This is a genomic window from Mesorhizobium sp. WSM3860 (genome assembly GCF_002294995.1).
GTDB lineage: Bacteria > Pseudomonadota > Alphaproteobacteria > Rhizobiales > Rhizobiaceae > Mesorhizobium.
This window is the reverse complement of sequence record NZ_NSGF01000007.1, coordinates 133576-150124: the sequence shown is the minus strand read 5'-3', so window position 1 is coordinate 150124 and position 16549 is coordinate 133576. Positions and strand designations below refer to the sequence as shown.

The following is a 16549-nucleotide window of genomic DNA, read 5'->3' as shown; positions in this document are numbered from 1 at the left end:
CAGCTGTCAGGGATGAAGTTCTATGGCCAGCCAAACTGAGTCGGTATCCGCGTAGTAGCGATGCCAGGGGTAGGTCCACTGGTTCTTGCCGGTAACCCGGCAAAATGGGTCGTGCGAATATCCGACAGGCATAACCACGTCTTCGTAAATCGTGGCTTCGTCGCGCAGTCGAAACTTCTGCATGCGTCCGCTGCCGTGGATCTGGGTATGCGTTTCCAGGAAAGGGTGCTCGTTATGGATGAAGCAGTCCGTATCGCCCGGCGACCACCACAGGTTCAGCTTGAGGGTAAACGTCTGCGGCGATCCTGGGGCGGCACGCTCATGGGTGAAGACCAGCGGGTCGGTCGACACCGTACCGATCTCGTCCTGCGACGAAATGAACAGCGGCGTATCGCGCGGAAAGCTCTTGATGCGATTGCCGAGCCAGTCCCAACCACGAAACATGCAGCCGCCAAGATTGGTGGCTTTTCGCACCTTGAGGATAGCCGCTCGGTCCGCGGACTTGATTTGCCCGCCCTTCAGCCATGTCGACTTCCAGGCGGGCACGATTGCCGGATGCTCGTCCCCGGTGATCATGGCGCTGGGACTGATGTTCACAACGACCGCGTCTTCAACGGCATAGTCGCGGACATCCTCCACGAGTTTGGCCAAGATGAAGTCGTCGGCAAACGAAAGGTCTCTCGTTTGGTTGGGCACGGTTTTGGTCCATCCTGAGGGTGACTTTCGCCACACCAGACCACAATGCGGCAGTTGGAAGAAGTGCGCGTTGTGACGATTCTTGTCGTGACCTGACGTCCCTTGTGCGTCGCCCTGCGAATGCCTTCATACCCGCGATACTGGCACTGGCGCTATCTGCTTTCCAACCATCGCCCGGACGGCCAAACCTGCGGGGCGTCCCATGCCTGAGCCCAGGCGCGACGTCTTTCTCAGCGCGTCATGTTGCGTCTAAGTTCGCCATCCTGCGAACTTGTCAGCGGTGCCCGATGTTTGCCTACTAGCCGCCGACGCCTCGGTATTGTCGAGGTTCGCCGCGGTCAATCGAACATTGACCGAGGCGTCCTGGCCCTGAAACCGGGGCCGCTTTTAGGATCGGACCGATGACATCGCATGGCTCGGCTCTCTGGGGCGTACGTCCGCAGGAAGAAGTGATGCAAACCAAATGTGACTACATCGTCATTGGCGGCGGCTCGACCGGCTGCGTGATTGCCTCGCGCCTTTCGGAAAATCCCGATGTCTTGGTCTTCCTGTTGGAGGAAGGGCCGCGCGACCTCAATCCTTACATCCATATACCGGGCGCCTACTACAAGACTGCTCAAGGATCGCTCCTGAAACGAATTGCCTGGGAGCCCACCGCAAACCAATCGCGAAGCGAGCAGCCGACCATGGTCCAGGCCCGAGTGCTGGGCGGAGGCAGTTCAGTCAATGCCATGATCTATATTCGTGGCGCCCCATCCGACTACGCCCGCTGGGAAGCGCTCGGCGCCGATGGCTGGAATTATGATGATGTGTTGCCATTCTTTCTGCGGTCCGAAGACAACAACCGGTTCTGCAATCAGGCTCACGCCGTGGGCGGACCGCTAGGCGTTTCCGACATCGACCACATCCACCCCCTCACACGCGCCTGGCTGCAGGCGTGCCAGCAGGCCGGCCTGCCCTATAATCCGGACTTCAATTCAGGCGACCAGGCCGGCTGCGGCCTTTACCAGATCACCGCCAAGAACAAGCGGCGCAGCAGTGCTGCCACTGCCTTCATTAAACCCGCCCGCCGCAGACCTAACCTCCAGGTCCGAACCGGTTCCACGGTTACGCGAATAATCGTCGAGAAGGGTCGTGCCGTCGGTGTGGAGTACGTAGCAAAAGGCCGCAAATGGGTGCTTATGGCCAGTCGCGAAGTGATCCTATCGGCGGGTGCGATTGCCTCGCCGAAATTGCTGATGTTGTCGGGAATTGGTTCCGCCGGCGCCTTGCGCGAACATGGCATTCCTGTCGTTGCCGACCTGCCGGGCGTTGGGCAGAACCTCCAGGACCATATCGAGATATCTCTTGTCTATCAGTTGAACGGCCCCCACAGCTACGACAAATACAAGAAGCCGCACTGGAAGGCCGCTGCCGGTCTGAATTACCTCCTCTTCAAGGATGGTCCCGCCTCGTCGAACCTGATCGAAGGGGGTGCGTTCTGGTGGGGCAATACGAGCGAAGCAATCCCGGATGTGCAATACTTTATGGTGGTGGGAGCCGGCATCGAGGAAGGCGTCGACGCCGTCCCAGGCGGGAATGGCTGCACCATCAATCTTGGGCAGATCAGGCCGCGGTCTCGAGGGGAAGTGACGCTGAGAAGCGCCGATCCCCATGACAATCCACGCGTTGCACCGCGATATTTTTCCGACACCTACGATCTGGATGCCGTGGCTGAAGGAACGATGGGGGCGTTCGAGATCATGGAGCAGCCAGCCATCCGCCGCTACATTGCCTCAAGGCAGATCCCGTCCGCCGGGACAGCGACGCCACTTCAGGTGAGAAAGTTCTGCCAAGAGGTCGCGCATCCGGCGCTGCATCCCGCCGGCACCTGCCGAATGGGCGAGGACGGCATGGCAGTCGTTGATCCCGAGCTTCGCGTTCACGGTATCGAAGGCCTCCGCGTGGCCGACGCATCAATCATGCCAACCCTTATTTCCGGCAACCCCAACGCAGTTTGCATTATGATCGGCGAGAGGACCGCGCACTTTATCCAGCATGGCAAGTAGTAACGTGCGACCCTGCTCCGCCCCGTCTCAAGGATTAGCCTGCGCCCGCCCGGCCGTTGCCCTTCCCACCCTAACCGTGACGGCCTCGCTCCAATCACCGGCGTTTCTCAAATTTCAACCCTGCAGCAGTGAGAATGGCGTTGCTGAAGGATAGCTCGACGATCTCCCCAGCCATCAGAAGCAGCCGTTTCTTTTGCAGCCTTTTCTTTTTGGGAGCAGGCGTCGGCATCGGAGCTTGGGCGTCCTCACTTCCGGTCCTCAGCGCTCAAATGGATCTGGACAAGGCGCAACTTGGGCTGATCCTAATTGGCTTCGCTCTGGGCGCAATCGTGATGATGACCAATATCGGGCGCTTGGCAGCGATCGTCCCGAGCAGCGTACTCAGCTTGTTAGGATCCTTAACATTTGGCGCAGCGCTGTTGGCCCTCCCGCACGCCGGTGGCACCTATGGGCTGGCGCTGATTGTGTTTCTTGCCGGTACCGGATTCGGAACGCTCGACGTATCAATGAATATTGCTGCCTCGACACTGGAGCGTCGTATGCGCCGGCAAGCAATGTCGTCTTTCCATGCCGTATTCAGTTTCGGAAACTTGATCGGTGCGTTCGTTGTCGGCCAGATACTGTCCCACGGTGGCGCTTTGACCATATGCCTTGGCGTCGCGGGACTTGGTGTGGCGGCAGCCGCGGTTGTCGCCTGCGTAGGGTGGAACAATTCAGGCTGGTTCGACGATCCTGCCGACTCCATTGAGGCGACGGATGGCAAATTCGATAATGCATTAAAGAACCACCTGTACCTGCTCGGTGGCCTCGCATTTCTGGCAATGCTCGCCGAAGGTGGGATGATGGATTGGAGCGCTATTTTCATCGTGACACGATCCGGCGGAGCAGAGAGCACAGGAGCCTATGGCTTCGCTACTTTTGCTATGATGATGGCGACGGGAAGACTGTTCGGTGACCCCCTCGCCAATAGGATCGGTCAGATGCCAATGTTGCGCTGTTGCGCAATAGTCTGCGCGGGTTCCGTGCTCATAATGATCCTAATGGCTGACAGTCTTCCGATTGTTCTGGTCTCGCTCGCCGTATGCGGTCTTGGGCTTGCCAACGTCGTCCCCACCCTTTTTGCGGCCGCTGGCCGTGCAGGAGGCACTTCTGCTGCCCGGGCAATGTCAATCGTAACGACGATGGGATACGCTGGACTGCTCTTAGGTCCTGGGTTGTTGGGCTTAATCGCTCAGATCTGGTCGCTAGCCGGCAGCTTCTGTGTCATCCTGCTGGCCTTTATGGCCATCTCTGCTTCAGGGCGCTCCGTAACGGAAAATGAGGCCACTGGTGACCGGCCTGTTCACCGCAGCAGTTAAACGAATGGCTCACATTTAGGGCTGCTGTTTCGAGCGACCTGCCATTACCGCTTAACATTGGGCGAGCGGCTGGATCGGATCCTTGAATCGATTTCGGCGAACCGCCTCGTAACCCCCTGGAAACAACGATTATGTTAGTCGCCGAGGGTGTGAAATTTCCGCGCAAAATCAATGGTTTGGAGGATGGTTAGCCAACCCATATCCTTCGTATGATCTCGTATGGTCTGGCGAACCTGATGACCAAGAAGGGGACTAGTTTCCATGCGAGCGGTTGTCTCTTTTATCCCGATAGCGCGCCTCAGAGGCCTACATTGCTCCTCCGCGGAGCCATCCGATCCGATGACTCCGCCAGCAGCCTTCAGCCGCCACGACTTCGCTGTCAGTGCAAGTCTAATACCGCATTGATCACCATTTCAGGCGCCTCAAGAGGGATATTGTGACCGATACGCGGAAGCACACGTCGCTCGTAAGCACCTTTGAAGTATTGAGCTTCGTTGTCAATTTCAGACGCCGGGACAACACCGTCCGCGCCACCGCAAAGCGAAATGGTCGGAACGATGATGGCTGGCCTTTCTGCCAGCCTGCGCTCCAACTCTTCGAGAGCCGGATCTCCTGGGGCATACCCAAAGCGATGACGATACGAGTGGATAACCACGTCAACGAAGTCAGGATTCTCAAACGACGCCGCTGTCTGTGCAAAAACCTCTTTGTCGAATGGCCACAAGGGCGACCAAAGCTTCCATAGCAAGCTGCAGATGTCGTTTCGGTTTGCTGCCAAACCAGCCTTTCCGCGTGCCGTATGGAAATAGTATTGATACCAGTATCGATACTCCGCGTCCGGGCTCTGAGGTGTAGCGGAACCAGAAATGTCTTGTATGCTATAGCCACCACCAGTCACCAAACAACGGACCCGGTGGGGCCAAAGCGCCGCAACGATGCAAGCCGCCCGGGCACCCCAATCATACCCCACCAAAGCTGCGCTCGGAATTGCAAGTTCATCGAGGAGATCGAGAAGATCACGACCAAGCGATGCCTGCTGTCCGGTTCTCATAGATTCATCGGAAACAAATCGGGTTGGCCCGTAACCGCGCAGATACGGAACGATGATCCTGTAGCCGCGCTCACTTAGCGGACCGACAGTATGGTCAAAGCAACGCGGATCATATGGAAAACCATGTAGCAGCACGATTACGGGTCCCTCGGCAGATCCATGCTCCTCATAAGCCAGGTGCAAGTCACGCGTGCGAACAATCCGAGTTGGGAAATTCCTTCCTGTCATTTCGAAACCTCCTCAGAAATTGCACTTCTGGACCGATGCCATCTCACCGAATTACAAGCGCGTTCTGAATTGCGGCAAGTTGTCCCGTCCAGTCTAGATCCGCGCCAAACTTCTGTTCAAAGAGGGCCGAACCTACTGTAAAACCCCATGGCGACAGGCGACGTATCGCCTCGAGCCTGAAAAACGAATTGATACTGCCGGTAATGACCGTCGGCACAGTGTTGCACACGTGCAAGATCTCCTTTGCCAAGGCCTCAGGCTCGCCGTCGGTGTAACGGTACATCGACAAACAGAGCCCTGCTGCCCCGCCCTTTATGACGCGCTGGGCATCGTCCAAGATCTCCTGGACAGTCCCGTGAAGCATTCGCGGGATCCCAGACCGGCGGCCGAAGGTTGGATAGTATGCGACACCTGTAGGAGCCAGCAGATGCACCACCGAGGCGTGGAATGCACAGCCAATCAGATGTGAACATCTGTTGCGGATGGCGAACTCGGCCGCGATCAGACATTCCTCCTCATCCTCATTGAGAGACTCGAACACTATAGATTTGCCCTCTTTGTGCATTACTGCCGCGATATCGCCGCAAGCCTCGTGGGACAACGGCGTGTCCTTGAAACCCCAGAAACGGATTGGTGACTTGCGACAGCTCTCAAAGATGTCGATCGCATCGGGCACGGTCTGGTCATCCCGTGTCAACATCGCAATTACTTCAGTCAATTTTCTCTCCTTGAAGTTCCTCAGCCTTTTTTCGCATATCACTCAGTTCGGCATAGGCTGGAGCCAGTTTGGCCTGAACAGACCGATAGTATTCGTAGTAGCTGCGATACATATTTCGAAAGGTGAGCTGCGGCTCAAATGTCCTTGTTGGACTTACTCCAACCTGAACAGCTTCTTCGAATGAGGAGAACGTTCCAACGCCGACCCCAGCGAGAAGGGCCACTCCGAAGGCCGCGGAACCGGATGCGACGCATTGAACAGATCGATCCAGGATGTTCGCAATTATTTGCGGCCACACCTTGCTTTCTGCGCCGCCACCAATGAGACGCCAAGCCGTCGGCGGTTCAGCTCCTGTGTAAGCCCCCAGACAATCTCGCAACGAGAACGCGACGCCCTCCATCACCGCACGCGCAAAGTGGCCGCGCGTATGATGCGCTCGAACGCCGGTAAAACTGGCGCACAGGTCAGGGTTCCAGTGAGGAGATCGCTCCCCCATGAGATATGGATGGTAGAGAAGACCGTCGGCACCGGGTCCTACGGATTGAACTTCGAGGTCTATGAGCTCGTAGGCCTGTTTTTCCGCGGACAGGAACGTGTCACGAAACCACCGCACACTGTGTGCAGCAGAATTCGTGGCCAGGCAGTTGTACCAGAGACCCGGGACGACATGGCCGTAGGTGAGCGCTTTCGGGTTCGGCGTGGCAGTTTCCGAGAAAATGCATATCGTCCCCGCGGTGGCCAGCTTGACGACTCCAAGCCCGCAAGAGTGGACTCCGGCACCAAAGCACTCGGCGGCGGTGTCTGAGGTACCGGCAATCACGGGCGTGCCCGCAAGCAAACCGGTCTCTGCCGAAGCCTTTTCCGTCACGTATCCAGCTATGGCCGTGGGTTCGATGATTTGGGGCAGCATGCTGGCAGCCAGAGGAACGAGACCACAGAGATCCTTAGCCCATTCGTCGGCTGCCATGTCCACGAGCATGCTGCCCTGAGCATCAACTCGGTCCGTGTTGTATTTCCCGGTCAGCCAATATCGAACATAATCTTTGCCAAACAGGATATTTGACGCTTTCGAGAACGCTCCGGGTTCATGTGCGCGCAGCCACATCAACTGCGGAAGAGTCCAGGTAGGGCTTGGAGCCTGCCAGGTTTTTCTGAATATCTCTGGATTCGACGAACCGAGCGCAGCGGCAATGGAGGCGCTTCGCTGATCCGTCCAGATAATAGAATTCCGCACCGGGACGCCCCGATCGTCAAGCAGGACAGCATTGTGCGTCGGCGCGGTGACACCGATTGCCCCCACGTTGGATGATCCAACTTTGGAGACAACCGACTTGATGCAGCTTGCAGCAGCGGCCAGCCAGTCAGCAGGCGCCTGCTCCGCCCATCCGGATTGTGGATGGAGCGTCTTGTATTCTTGCGACGCCTGCGCAGCGGTGCTGCCGATGGCGTCAATTGCCATGACCTTGCAACCGCCAGTTCCGAGGTCGACACCCAGAAGGAGGCGTTTCATTTGACCGCTGCCAGGAACAGTTTTGTAAGGTCGTTCTGAGGCTTGCCTATGACCTGCTCCGGAGGACCGAACTCGCAGATCTTACCTGAAGCAAAGAAGGCCACCTGGTCGGATATTTCTCGAGCGAAGCGTATTTCGTGCGTGACAATGAGCATTGTCATCCCGTCCTTCCTTAACATTCGCAAGGAATCCAAAACCTCCTGAACAAGACTCGGATCGAGCGCTGAAGTGATCTCGTCGAGAAGCAAGTACCTGGGCTGCATCGCCAAGGCACGTGCAAGCGCCAGGCGCTGCTGTTGCCCGCCGGAAAGCTGGCTCGGGTAGGCATTTGCTTTGCTGTCTAGGCCGAAGTGAGCCAACTCCTGAACAGCGAGTGCGGCGGCCTCCTTCTTCGGCAACCCCTTTACGATCCTGGGTGCCAGCGCAACATTTTCGAGCGCTGTTAGATGAGGAAACGCATTGTATTGCTGAAAGACAATACCGATCTTCTGTCGAAGCTTGTTGAGGTCGGTTCTCGGATCGTTGACCTGCGTACCATCAACTCTGATACTGCCCGCCTGGACAGGCTCTAGCCCGTTTATGCATTGCAACAGCGTGGATTTGCCTGAGCCGCTTGCACCGATAAGAGATACGACGCGGCCCTTCTCAACTGCAAGGCTTATACCTTTCAGCACCTCAAGTATGCCAAAGCGCTTGGTTAGGTTGTCTACTTCGATCATCGCCGTATCTTTCCTTCGAAGTGATCTACCCAGGCGGTTAAGGGGAAGCATAGAGCGAAATACGCTACGCCGACGCCGGTCAAAATTAGCAACGGCTCCTGTGTGCGGTTGATCAAGATCTGCGACGTACGCAGAAGCTCGATGTATCCCAATACCGCCGCGAGCGAGGTATCCTTGATCAACCCACCCACGAGCCCCACCGACGAAGGCAAGATGGTTCTGAAGCCTATCGGGAACGTCACGTAGACAAAGTCCTGCACAAGCGACATCCCGAGCGACCTGGCGGCCTTTCGCGTGGGTAGTGGAACTGATTGAATGCCACCGCGAACAAGCTCGCCCCCGTATGCCATCATGTAGAGGCTGAGCACGATGATACCTGTCACAAACGGGGGCGTTTTCAGACCGCTCAGCGAAAGCACGCTGTTCGCAAGGATCATCTGGATGATCACCGGCACGCTTCGGACAACATCCGCAAGCACTCCGAGAGGTACAGCAACATAAGCTTTATCTGAGGCTCTACCCACACCTGCGATGATCGCCAGTACGGTCCCTGCCGCCAAAGACACCGCTGTGAGAGCGATGGTTCCAAGCGCCCCATAGAGGACAAACCACAGGTCGCTGACCGACAACGCAGTAAACGTCTCATTCATCGCGCGGGGTTCCTGCTGATTTTTCTGAAACCCACCCATGATAGACCAAGAAGAAATTTGGCAACCACGTAGTAGATCAACGCAGTGATAGCGAAGAACTCAAACGTCCGAAAACTCTTCGACGATTCGAACGCCGCTGTCCCAGAAAGTTCCTGAAGTCCGACTACCATCCCCAAAGAGGAATTCAGCATAGCTACCATCACCGTGTTGGTGATGGGAAACCAGGCGAATGCAAGAGCCTGCGGAAATATGATTCGAATGAAGGTCTGGGCTCGCGTCATTCCAAGAGACCTGGCGGCGGATGACTGTTGCACTGGCACGCTGGAGATCGCGCCGCGCAGGTTCTCTGACAGATAGCTAGCGTTGTTGAATGTCAGAGCGAGTAAAGTCGCCACGTAAGAGCTGAGATTTATCCCGAATGCTGTCAGCCCAAAATAGGCGACGTATATCTGAAACAAGCACGGCGTGTTTCTCCCGATATGGACCCACCCGCTGCCCACTGCGAACAGGACACCCCTCGATTGACGCATCAGGGCCAAAGGGACCGCAATAACAAACCCTAACGCCATCGACAGGAAGGTTATCTGCAGGGTCAAAGCTGCTCCCGACATCAAGGCGGGAAATGCGCGCCAGACAACGCCCCACTGGAACACGTAGTCATTCATTTCGAAAACGCTCCATGCATCGGTCCAAGGGTCCAACGCTACATCGCGGTATAGCCAACACGGTCGCAGGCATACGCTGCCTTCCCATCGATGGCAGGGTCGACTTCTGGTCATCATGGTACGATGCTACAGCGCCGACGACGCGCTTGCGCCTGCCGTCGACACTATGCTCACGTGACTGCCTCAGTACTGAACATCCGCACGCGCAAGGGCCGGGACTTCGCCGCCGAACCACTTCTCGAAAAGCGCCTTGTATCGTCCGCTTTCGACCTGGTAGAAAATGAACAGGTTGATCCAATCGCGTAACCCGACATCACCACGGTTCACCGCGATCGCTGACCAGTCCGTGAAGTTGGGGACGTAGCAGCACAACTCCATCGACTTGTCTTTTTGAGCCTTGAGGATTTCGGTGACGAACGTGTTGGTCTCGATCAATGCGTCAGCTTTTCCTTGAGAGAAGGCCAGAAGCTGCTCGGCATTTGAGCCATAGCTCTGATTGAGGCACCCTTCTGCCCAGGCCGCGCACTGTTTCAGGTATTCGGCCTCAGGCGTGGTTCCGCGCACGACGGCTACGTTCTTGCCACGCAGGGCCTCCCACGATTTGATCCCGGAGCCCACACGGCTGATCACAGAGAGTTTGTAGACGAGGTACGGATGCGAGAAGAGTACAGTCTTCGCCCGCTCTGTCGTGGCCGTCATGCTGCCGATTGTGACGTCCACCTGGTTCGTTACCAACGCCGGAATGCGCTGCTGCGACGCCGTTTCGACTATCTCGGCCTTTACGCCGAGCGCCGCAGCCATGTCATTGCAATACTCGACATCGTAGCCTGCAGGCTGATTGTCTTTGTTCCGGAATCCGGCAGGTGGAAAGTCGAGCATGACGGCGCATCTGAGTGTGCCCGAGTTGATGACGTCGTCAAGCTTGTCGGCATGGGCCGGCGCGGCGCAAGCGAACGCGGCAAGAGCCGCCAGGTAGGCATATCTGTGCAACATGTTTCTTCTCCCATTCGTTGCTGATTCACTATATTATATATAATATCGAAGGTCAAGCGATCTGGCTCTTTGGCTACAATTCCAGGGCATCGACCAGCGGGGTTTTGGAAAGGATCTCGGCGCCCCTGCTGGTGATGAGAACTTGCTGCTCCAGCTTGACGCCCTCCTTCCTGCCTCGCTCGCCGATGTAGCTCTCCACGGAAACGACCATGTTTTCCTCGAAGGTCGCTTCGTAGCCAAGCTCGGCGAAGTCGCACCCGAACGGGATTTGCGGGTACTCGCCCACCATTCCGACGCCGTGGACCATGGCCATATACCTGTTGGGAACAAAGCGTTCGGGCAACGGCCAGGCCGCCTCGGCAAACTCGCGTGCACTCAGGCCAGGCTTGAGCAATTCGATGTTGGTCAGCAGCTGCTCTTGGCTGATTTCATAGAGTTCCCGCTGCTCTGCGGTGGGCGTTTTCCCGGGACAAATCCATGTCCTGGAAATGTCCGACATGTAGCCGAGCGGCCCGATCATATCGGAATCGAATGCAACGAGGTCCCCGGCCTGGATGACTCGATCGCTGCACTCCTGATACCAAGGATTGGTTCGCTCGCCAGAGCACAAGAAGCGCGATTCAATCCACTCGCCATTGTGCGCAATGTTGACGTCATGAAAGACAGCCCAAAGCTGGTTTTCGGTAATGCCCGGCTGCAAAGCGGCCTTCATCCGTTCGCACCCGACATCGCAAACGTCTGTAGCCAGTCGAAGAGCCTGAATCTCTTCCACCGTCTTTATCGACCGCGCTCGCTCCAGCGCTTCCTGAGCATCAAACAGCTTGATTCCGTGGCTTCTCAGCCTGTCGGCGCCGCGAGGTTCACATCGATCGACAGCCAATCGGTTATTCGAACCCCCGTATTCCCTGACGACCGCGGCAATGTCCTTGGCCCAGCTGTCAGCCTTTTCGTCTGCGCGCCCACCCGCAACCTGAAAGAACCAAGGCGTGGATCCTCTGATCTCGTCGATCGTTTTCAATCCGTCGTTCAAATGTTTCGAGCTGAGGAACTCGAACAGCACGACCGGGCCGGCAGTGGATATGAACGCCCATCGGCCGGGTGCGTGGATTGTCCAGCCGAACTGGTTGCGGCTGCCCGTCGCGTAGCGAATGTTTATCGGATCTGCGAGCAGACACCCTGCGTAATCGTGCCTTGCGAGTTCCCGCTGAATTTTTGTGAGGCGCTCGCTGTTGAGTTTCGACTGATCGATTTCCTCCAGCCTGAGGCCGACATCAAATGCAAGCGGCTGGACGTTTGCAGGTGTCAAAAAAGGCGCTTCCATCGCTCACCTCGATCTAGATTATATATTATATATAATGCGAACAGATGAGGTGAGGCAAGCCCTTTTTTGCGAATGTCGCAAGTTTCTGCGAATGGACAAAACTAATGACGACAAGGGCATCTGAGGCTCAGGAGGCACTCACCCAGCGAAAGCGCCGATGAGCGCGTCGTCGTCCGCAAGGACGCGCTCGGACCCCTCTCGCACGATGCTGCCCGCCTCCAGCACATAGCCGTAGTCGGCAAACTTCAGGTCGACCTTGCTGTTCTACTCGACGAGCAGAATGGTGACGCTCTCGCGATTGAGGAATAGTGCGCAGTGGCCGCGAGATGCGGGCGGCCTAACTGCTAAGGTCGCTTGTCTTTGTCCATGTCGGCGAGAAAGTCGACCAGTTCCCGACCGGCGGCCAGGATGTGCCTTTCGAGCATTTTCGCAGCACCCTCCTCGTCACGCTCCCTGCAGAGGATCAGCAATTGGCGATGCTCCTTCTGAGAACGGACACCGCCGCCAATATTCCGCAACTGGACCCTTGTGTATCGATCGGCTCGAACGTGATAGGCTTGGGCCAAGGCGATGGTCTGTGGTCTGTTGGCCGGACGGTAGAGCAAGGAGTGGAATTGCCAGTTTAGACGCCCGTATTCCTGGACTTTCTGTTGGAGCAATGCGTCATCAAATTCTTCAAGAACTTCCTTGGCCTCCTCTAAAGCCCGCTCAGTTATGTTGTGAATTGCCCGCCTTAAAAGAGGAACTTCCAGGTAGGCCCGGATTTCAAATACCTCGACAATGTCGTCGAGGGAAAGGGACGCGACCACCGAACCGTGATGCGGTTTTGACACCACCAGGCCCTCGGACTCGAGCTGAACCAGAGCTTCACGCACAGGTATTGGACTTACGCCCAGCTCTTTTGCTAGCGGGTTCTGGCGCAACGGTGCACCGGAGGCAAACTCTCCACTTATGATGCGCTCTCGCAGGGTATTCAGAACGTCCTCAGACAAAGTTCTGCTTTTTCTGATATCCATGAGAGGCCTTCCAGCATCCTCGATCTACATCAACGAGACAGATACGACACAAAACCAGATTCCGAGAAGGCTTATACCTATCTCTAGGTGAGAAGCGGCCCCCTATTCGGCACGAAACCGGCCCAAGACGCCCGACTAGAGCGCATTTCAACCAACTCCCGGCTACTTTATATATAATATATACATAGGTCAAGCCTGCACCTCAGGCGGTGGTGCGGTCGAAACCAGGATTAGCTCTCTGGAAGGTCCCGTCCGGCAGGCGTATTCGGACCGAAGCGGCGCACGGGACCTTGGCCCTACGCCGTGCCGGGCCGCCATGGAATCCATGGTCTCGCATCTCGGAATCAGGCTGCGCTCTCGGTCGAACAAAGTTCGCTTGAAATTGTGTCTGCCACCACCTGTGCGGTAGCGGCAGACAAAGTCCAACCAAGGTGCCCGTGGCCGGTATTGTAGTACACTCCACGTTGGCGACCTTTTCCGAATCTGGGCATCATATCAGGCATCATCGGTCTGAGACCCGCCCAGGGAACGACCCGGTTGGTTTCTACTCCGGGAAACAGCCTACGCGTCCAGTCTACCAGGGGCTTGATGCGGTCGTGGCGAATATCACGGTTCATTCCGTTGAACTCCGCCGTGCCAGCGACACGGAAGCGTCCGTCACCAAGGCGACTCGTCACGATCTTGGCGCGGTCGTCTAGCAGGCTTACCCATGGCGCGCCATGCCGACTGCTTTCATCTTCGAGATGAACGGTGATTGAATAACCCTTGACCGGATAGATATTAACACGGTCACCCAGCATCGCGGCGAAGTGACGGCTAGCCAATCCTGCACAGACCACAACGCCATCGGCTTCCACGATCGTGAGATTTTGTTCTCCACCGGCCCGACCAACGGTGCAGCCAATGCGGAACATGCCGCTCCGCGTTATGGAGTCGACATTTGCGTCAAACAAGAACTGAGCGCCGCGCTGCTCGCACGCCTTCGCGAGGCCCACACTGAATTTGTGGATATCTCCCGTAGAATCCGACGGGGTGTAGAGGCCGCCGTACAAATCGCCGTGAACGGCCGGCTCGATGCACCTTGCTTCCGACGCTGTTACCGGCCGGCGATCCAGGCCGCCCTTGACCAGCATGGAATTAACCTCGAGCGCGCGTTGAAAGCTCGGCCTATCCCAGTAGATGTGCAGAATTCCACGGCGGACGTGATCGAAACTAATGCCCTCTCTCTCGGCAATCGAAAAAAGGTGCTGGCGCGCCGCTATGGCCAACCTGGTGGTTTCGGTGGTGTTGTGCCGATATCTCGAAATGTTCGAAACGAATTCAGCGAGCCAGGAATATTTGTGCCAGCTGGGCGCAGGATTCATGAGCAATGGAGCATCCCGCTTAAGGATCCACCTAAGGCCTTTAAAGATAGTGGACCAGTTGTTCCAGACCTCGGCATTGCTTGCCGAAAGTTGTCCGCCATTCGCAAACGACGTTTCCATGGCAGGGTAGCGATGTCGGTCCAGCACCGTGACCGAATGCCCACGCTCCAGTAGTGCATAAGCTGTGGTGATGCCGGTGATGCCGGCTCCGATAATAGCCAAATGAGACACAATGCTCTCCGCGGTCAAACTGAGGGACGAGCCGAAGCTCCTGTTAGTCCCCAATCTGTCGCTTTACCTGAGAGCTTAATCGCATGAATTGCGAGTTCCCCTTCGGTGGGCACTCTGGGTGCCTCTCTCCAGATCGTTCAACAGCGCGGTCTTTTTGCCTGAGAGTTTCCTGGGGGGTTGCTCCTTCGGCGCCGGCCTTTCTCCCGGACTCTTCCGAACTATCTCAATGAACAAATCGCTCCATATGATGAAAGGTGACTGCTTGCAATGGGCCTCGCTCAGGGTTTTCAGCGACCAAGCCTGTTCGGCTGCAGCCGGCTGCATGTGACCAGCCACTTGCAAGCCATGTCTGCTTTCAGGGCGTGGCAAGCACGTCCAATGGCCGACATCCGGCGGTGGGTTCAACCGGTCACTGCAACACTCTTAATCTGAGAGGACGAGGAGGTGTTGCATGGTGACGTCACGGATCTGGTTTACGTCAGCGCAGAAGGCCGAGCTTTGGTAGCGATGGAAGCAAGGTCAGAGCATTTCGTCGATCTCGCGGGCACTGGACCGCCGGAACAAGACCGGCGTTCAGCGGATCGTATCCTTACACGGCGGCATTACTCCCTCAGCAAGGCGTAGAGCAGCCTCGGCGCTCGGGCTGGCGGAGCGCGAAGAGATCTCTCGCGGGATCGCGGCGGGTCTCGCGATACGCGCTATTGCACGAAGTCTCGGGCGATCGCCATCGACAATATGTCGGGAGATCTCTCGCAATGGCGGTGCACAAACGTATCGCGCAGCCCGGGCCGACAAGCAGGCTTGGCAGCGCGCGCTACGCCCGAAGCAATGTCGCCTGGCGCGCTCTGGACGGCTACGGGGGCGGGTGGCGCAAAAGCTGGCGCTGCAATGGTCGCCGGAGCAGATTGCGGGCTGGCTGAGGCGAGCGTACCCAGGCGATCCAAGCATGCGGATATCTCATGAAGCGATCTATCGCAGCCTATTCATCCAGTCGCGAGGGGTGCTCAAGAAGGAACTGACAGCGCACCTGCGCACCAAACGACAGATGCGCCTCGGCAAAGGTGCACAGAGCCAAACGGGGCAAGGTCAAATCCTCGATATGGTCTCCATCCGCGAGCGTCCCGCAGAGGCGGAGGATCGTGCCATCCCAGGCCATTGGGAGGGTGATCTGCTCACAGGAGCGAACGACACAAACATCGTCACCCTCGTCGAGCGGCACAGCCGGTTCACGATGCTTGTGAAGTTGGCGAGAAGGGACTCGGCGACCGTCGTGGCGGCCCTCGCCGAGAAGATCGGCACTTTGCCCCAAGAGCTGCTGCGCTCGTTGACCTGGGACCAGGGCAAGGAGATGGCTCGTCATAAGAGCTTCACCGTCGCAACCGATCTACAGGTCTACTTCTGCGACCCGCGCAGTCCCTGGCAACGCGGCAGCAACGAAAATACCAACGGTCTGCTCAGGCAGTACTTCCCGAGAACAACCAATTTCTCGCAGGTCTCGCAGGCCCAACTCGACGGCGTCGCCCTGCGGCTCAATCAGCGCCCCCGAAAAACCCTGGACTTCGAAACGCCCGCCTATAGGCTACGGAAGGTGTTGCAGTGACCGGTTGAACCGGCGCATTGCTGCCATTCGGCAGAAGTTGAATGCGGTCAGCGAGTGACTGGATCAGCTTCTTGAATCAATTTAGGCGAACCGCTTCGTAACCCATTGACAAATAACGATTATGTTAGTCGCTGAGGGTGTGGTACTTCTAAAGAAAATCAATGGCTTACGGGATGGTTAGCCAACTCATATCCTTCGTATGATATCGTATGGTCTGGCGAACCTAAGGATCGCCGAAAGAGATAACTTTCTCCAATCAAGCTAGGGCGCGACGATCTTCGATGGAAGCGGAATCCCCTTTCGGAGGAGACCGGAAGCGAGGCGGTTTGATTCTAAGCGTCCAGTTAGCCTTAGGCCTAACGACTGTCAGGCAAAGGTCCG

The 16549-nt window shown here is 57.0% G+C and carries 13 protein-coding genes, 1 pseudogene and 1 riboswitch; of the genes and pseudogenes, 3 read left to right on the top strand and 11 right to left on the bottom strand.

Annotated features, from left to right (window positions below; genetic code table 11):
- Window positions 1-6: 6 nt before the first annotated feature.
- A complete protein-coding gene (locus CK220_RS14140; RefSeq protein ID WP_245429170.1) occupies window positions 7-651 on the bottom strand; it encodes a hypothetical protein in 645 nt (214 codons plus the stop codon).
- A 497-nt stretch (window positions 652-1148) separates the two neighbouring features.
- Here CK220_RS14140 and CK220_RS14135 point away from each other — a divergent pair, with 497 nt between their 5' ends.
- Window positions 1149-2744 (top strand): GMC family oxidoreductase N-terminal domain-containing protein, encoded by a 1596-nt coding sequence (locus CK220_RS14135; protein WP_245429205.1) that lies wholly within the window; start codon window positions 1149-1151, stop codon window positions 2742-2744.
- A 134-nt stretch (window positions 2745-2878) separates the two neighbouring features.
- Window positions 2879-4102 (top strand): MFS transporter, encoded by a 1224-nt coding sequence (locus CK220_RS14130; protein ID WP_095812100.1) that lies wholly within the window; start codon window positions 2879-2881, stop codon window positions 4100-4102.
- A gap of 379 nt (window positions 4103-4481) precedes the next feature.
- On the opposite strand, the gene CK220_RS14125 is transcribed toward CK220_RS14130, so the two are convergent.
- From CK220_RS14125 to CK220_RS14080, 10 genes are all read right to left on the bottom strand, one after another.
- Entirely contained in the window at window positions 4482-5381 is a 900-nt protein-coding gene (locus CK220_RS14125; RefSeq protein WP_095812099.1) for an alpha/beta hydrolase, read from the bottom strand.
- A 43-nt stretch (window positions 5382-5424) separates the two neighbouring features.
- Window positions 5425-6099 carry a hypothetical protein gene (locus CK220_RS14120; RefSeq protein WP_141245144.1) on the bottom strand — a complete coding sequence of 225 codons (675 nt, stop codon included), beginning with the start codon at window positions 6097-6099 and terminating at the stop codon, window positions 5425-5427.
- On the bottom strand, window positions 6092-7609 hold the full coding sequence (locus CK220_RS14115; protein ID WP_095812097.1) for an FGGY family carbohydrate kinase: 1518 nt from the start codon (window positions 7607-7609) through the stop codon (window positions 6092-6094). The genes CK220_RS14120 and CK220_RS14115 overlap by 8 nt, the downstream gene beginning before the upstream one ends.
- A complete protein-coding gene (locus CK220_RS14110) occupies window positions 7606-8328 on the bottom strand; it encodes an amino acid ABC transporter ATP-binding protein (RefSeq protein ID WP_095812096.1) in 723 nt (240 codons plus the stop codon). Before CK220_RS14110 ends, CK220_RS14115 begins: the two co-directional genes overlap by 4 nt.
- Entirely contained in the window at window positions 8325-8978 is a 654-nt protein-coding gene (locus CK220_RS14105; RefSeq protein ID WP_095812095.1) for an amino acid ABC transporter permease, read from the bottom strand. The genes CK220_RS14110 and CK220_RS14105 overlap by 4 nt, the downstream gene beginning before the upstream one ends.
- On the bottom strand, window positions 8975-9643 hold the full coding sequence (locus CK220_RS14100) for an amino acid ABC transporter permease (RefSeq protein WP_095812094.1): 669 nt from the start codon (window positions 9641-9643) through the stop codon (window positions 8975-8977). The genes CK220_RS14105 and CK220_RS14100 overlap by 4 nt, the downstream gene beginning before the upstream one ends.
- Before the next feature lie 183 nt (window positions 9644-9826).
- Window positions 9827-10636 (bottom strand): transporter substrate-binding domain-containing protein, encoded by an 810-nt coding sequence (locus tag CK220_RS14095; RefSeq protein WP_095812093.1) that lies wholly within the window; start codon window positions 10634-10636, stop codon window positions 9827-9829.
- Window positions 10637-10709: 73 nt separating this feature from the next.
- Window positions 10710-11957, bottom strand: coding sequence for a Xaa-Pro peptidase family protein (locus CK220_RS14090; RefSeq protein ID WP_095812092.1), 1248 nt, complete (start codon window positions 11955-11957; stop codon window positions 10710-10712).
- Window positions 11958-12301: 344 nt separating this feature from the next.
- A complete protein-coding gene (locus CK220_RS14085) occupies window positions 12302-12973 on the bottom strand; it encodes a GntR family transcriptional regulator (protein ID WP_095812091.1) in 672 nt (223 codons plus the stop codon).
- Window positions 12974-13317: 344 nt separating this feature from the next.
- On the bottom strand, window positions 13318-14568 hold the full coding sequence (locus tag CK220_RS14080) for a D-amino acid dehydrogenase (protein WP_095812228.1): 1251 nt from the start codon (window positions 14566-14568) through the stop codon (window positions 13318-13320).
- Window positions 14569-14704: 136 nt separating this feature from the next.
- A riboswitch (glycine riboswitch) is annotated at window positions 14705-14794 on the bottom strand.
- Window positions 14795-15019: 225 nt separating this feature from the next.
- Between CK220_RS14080 and CK220_RS14075 the strand changes: the two are divergent.
- Window positions 15020-16168 (top strand): annotated as a pseudogene (locus tag CK220_RS14075) (IS30 family transposase).
- The last annotated feature ends 381 nt before the right edge of the window (window positions 16169-16549 follow it).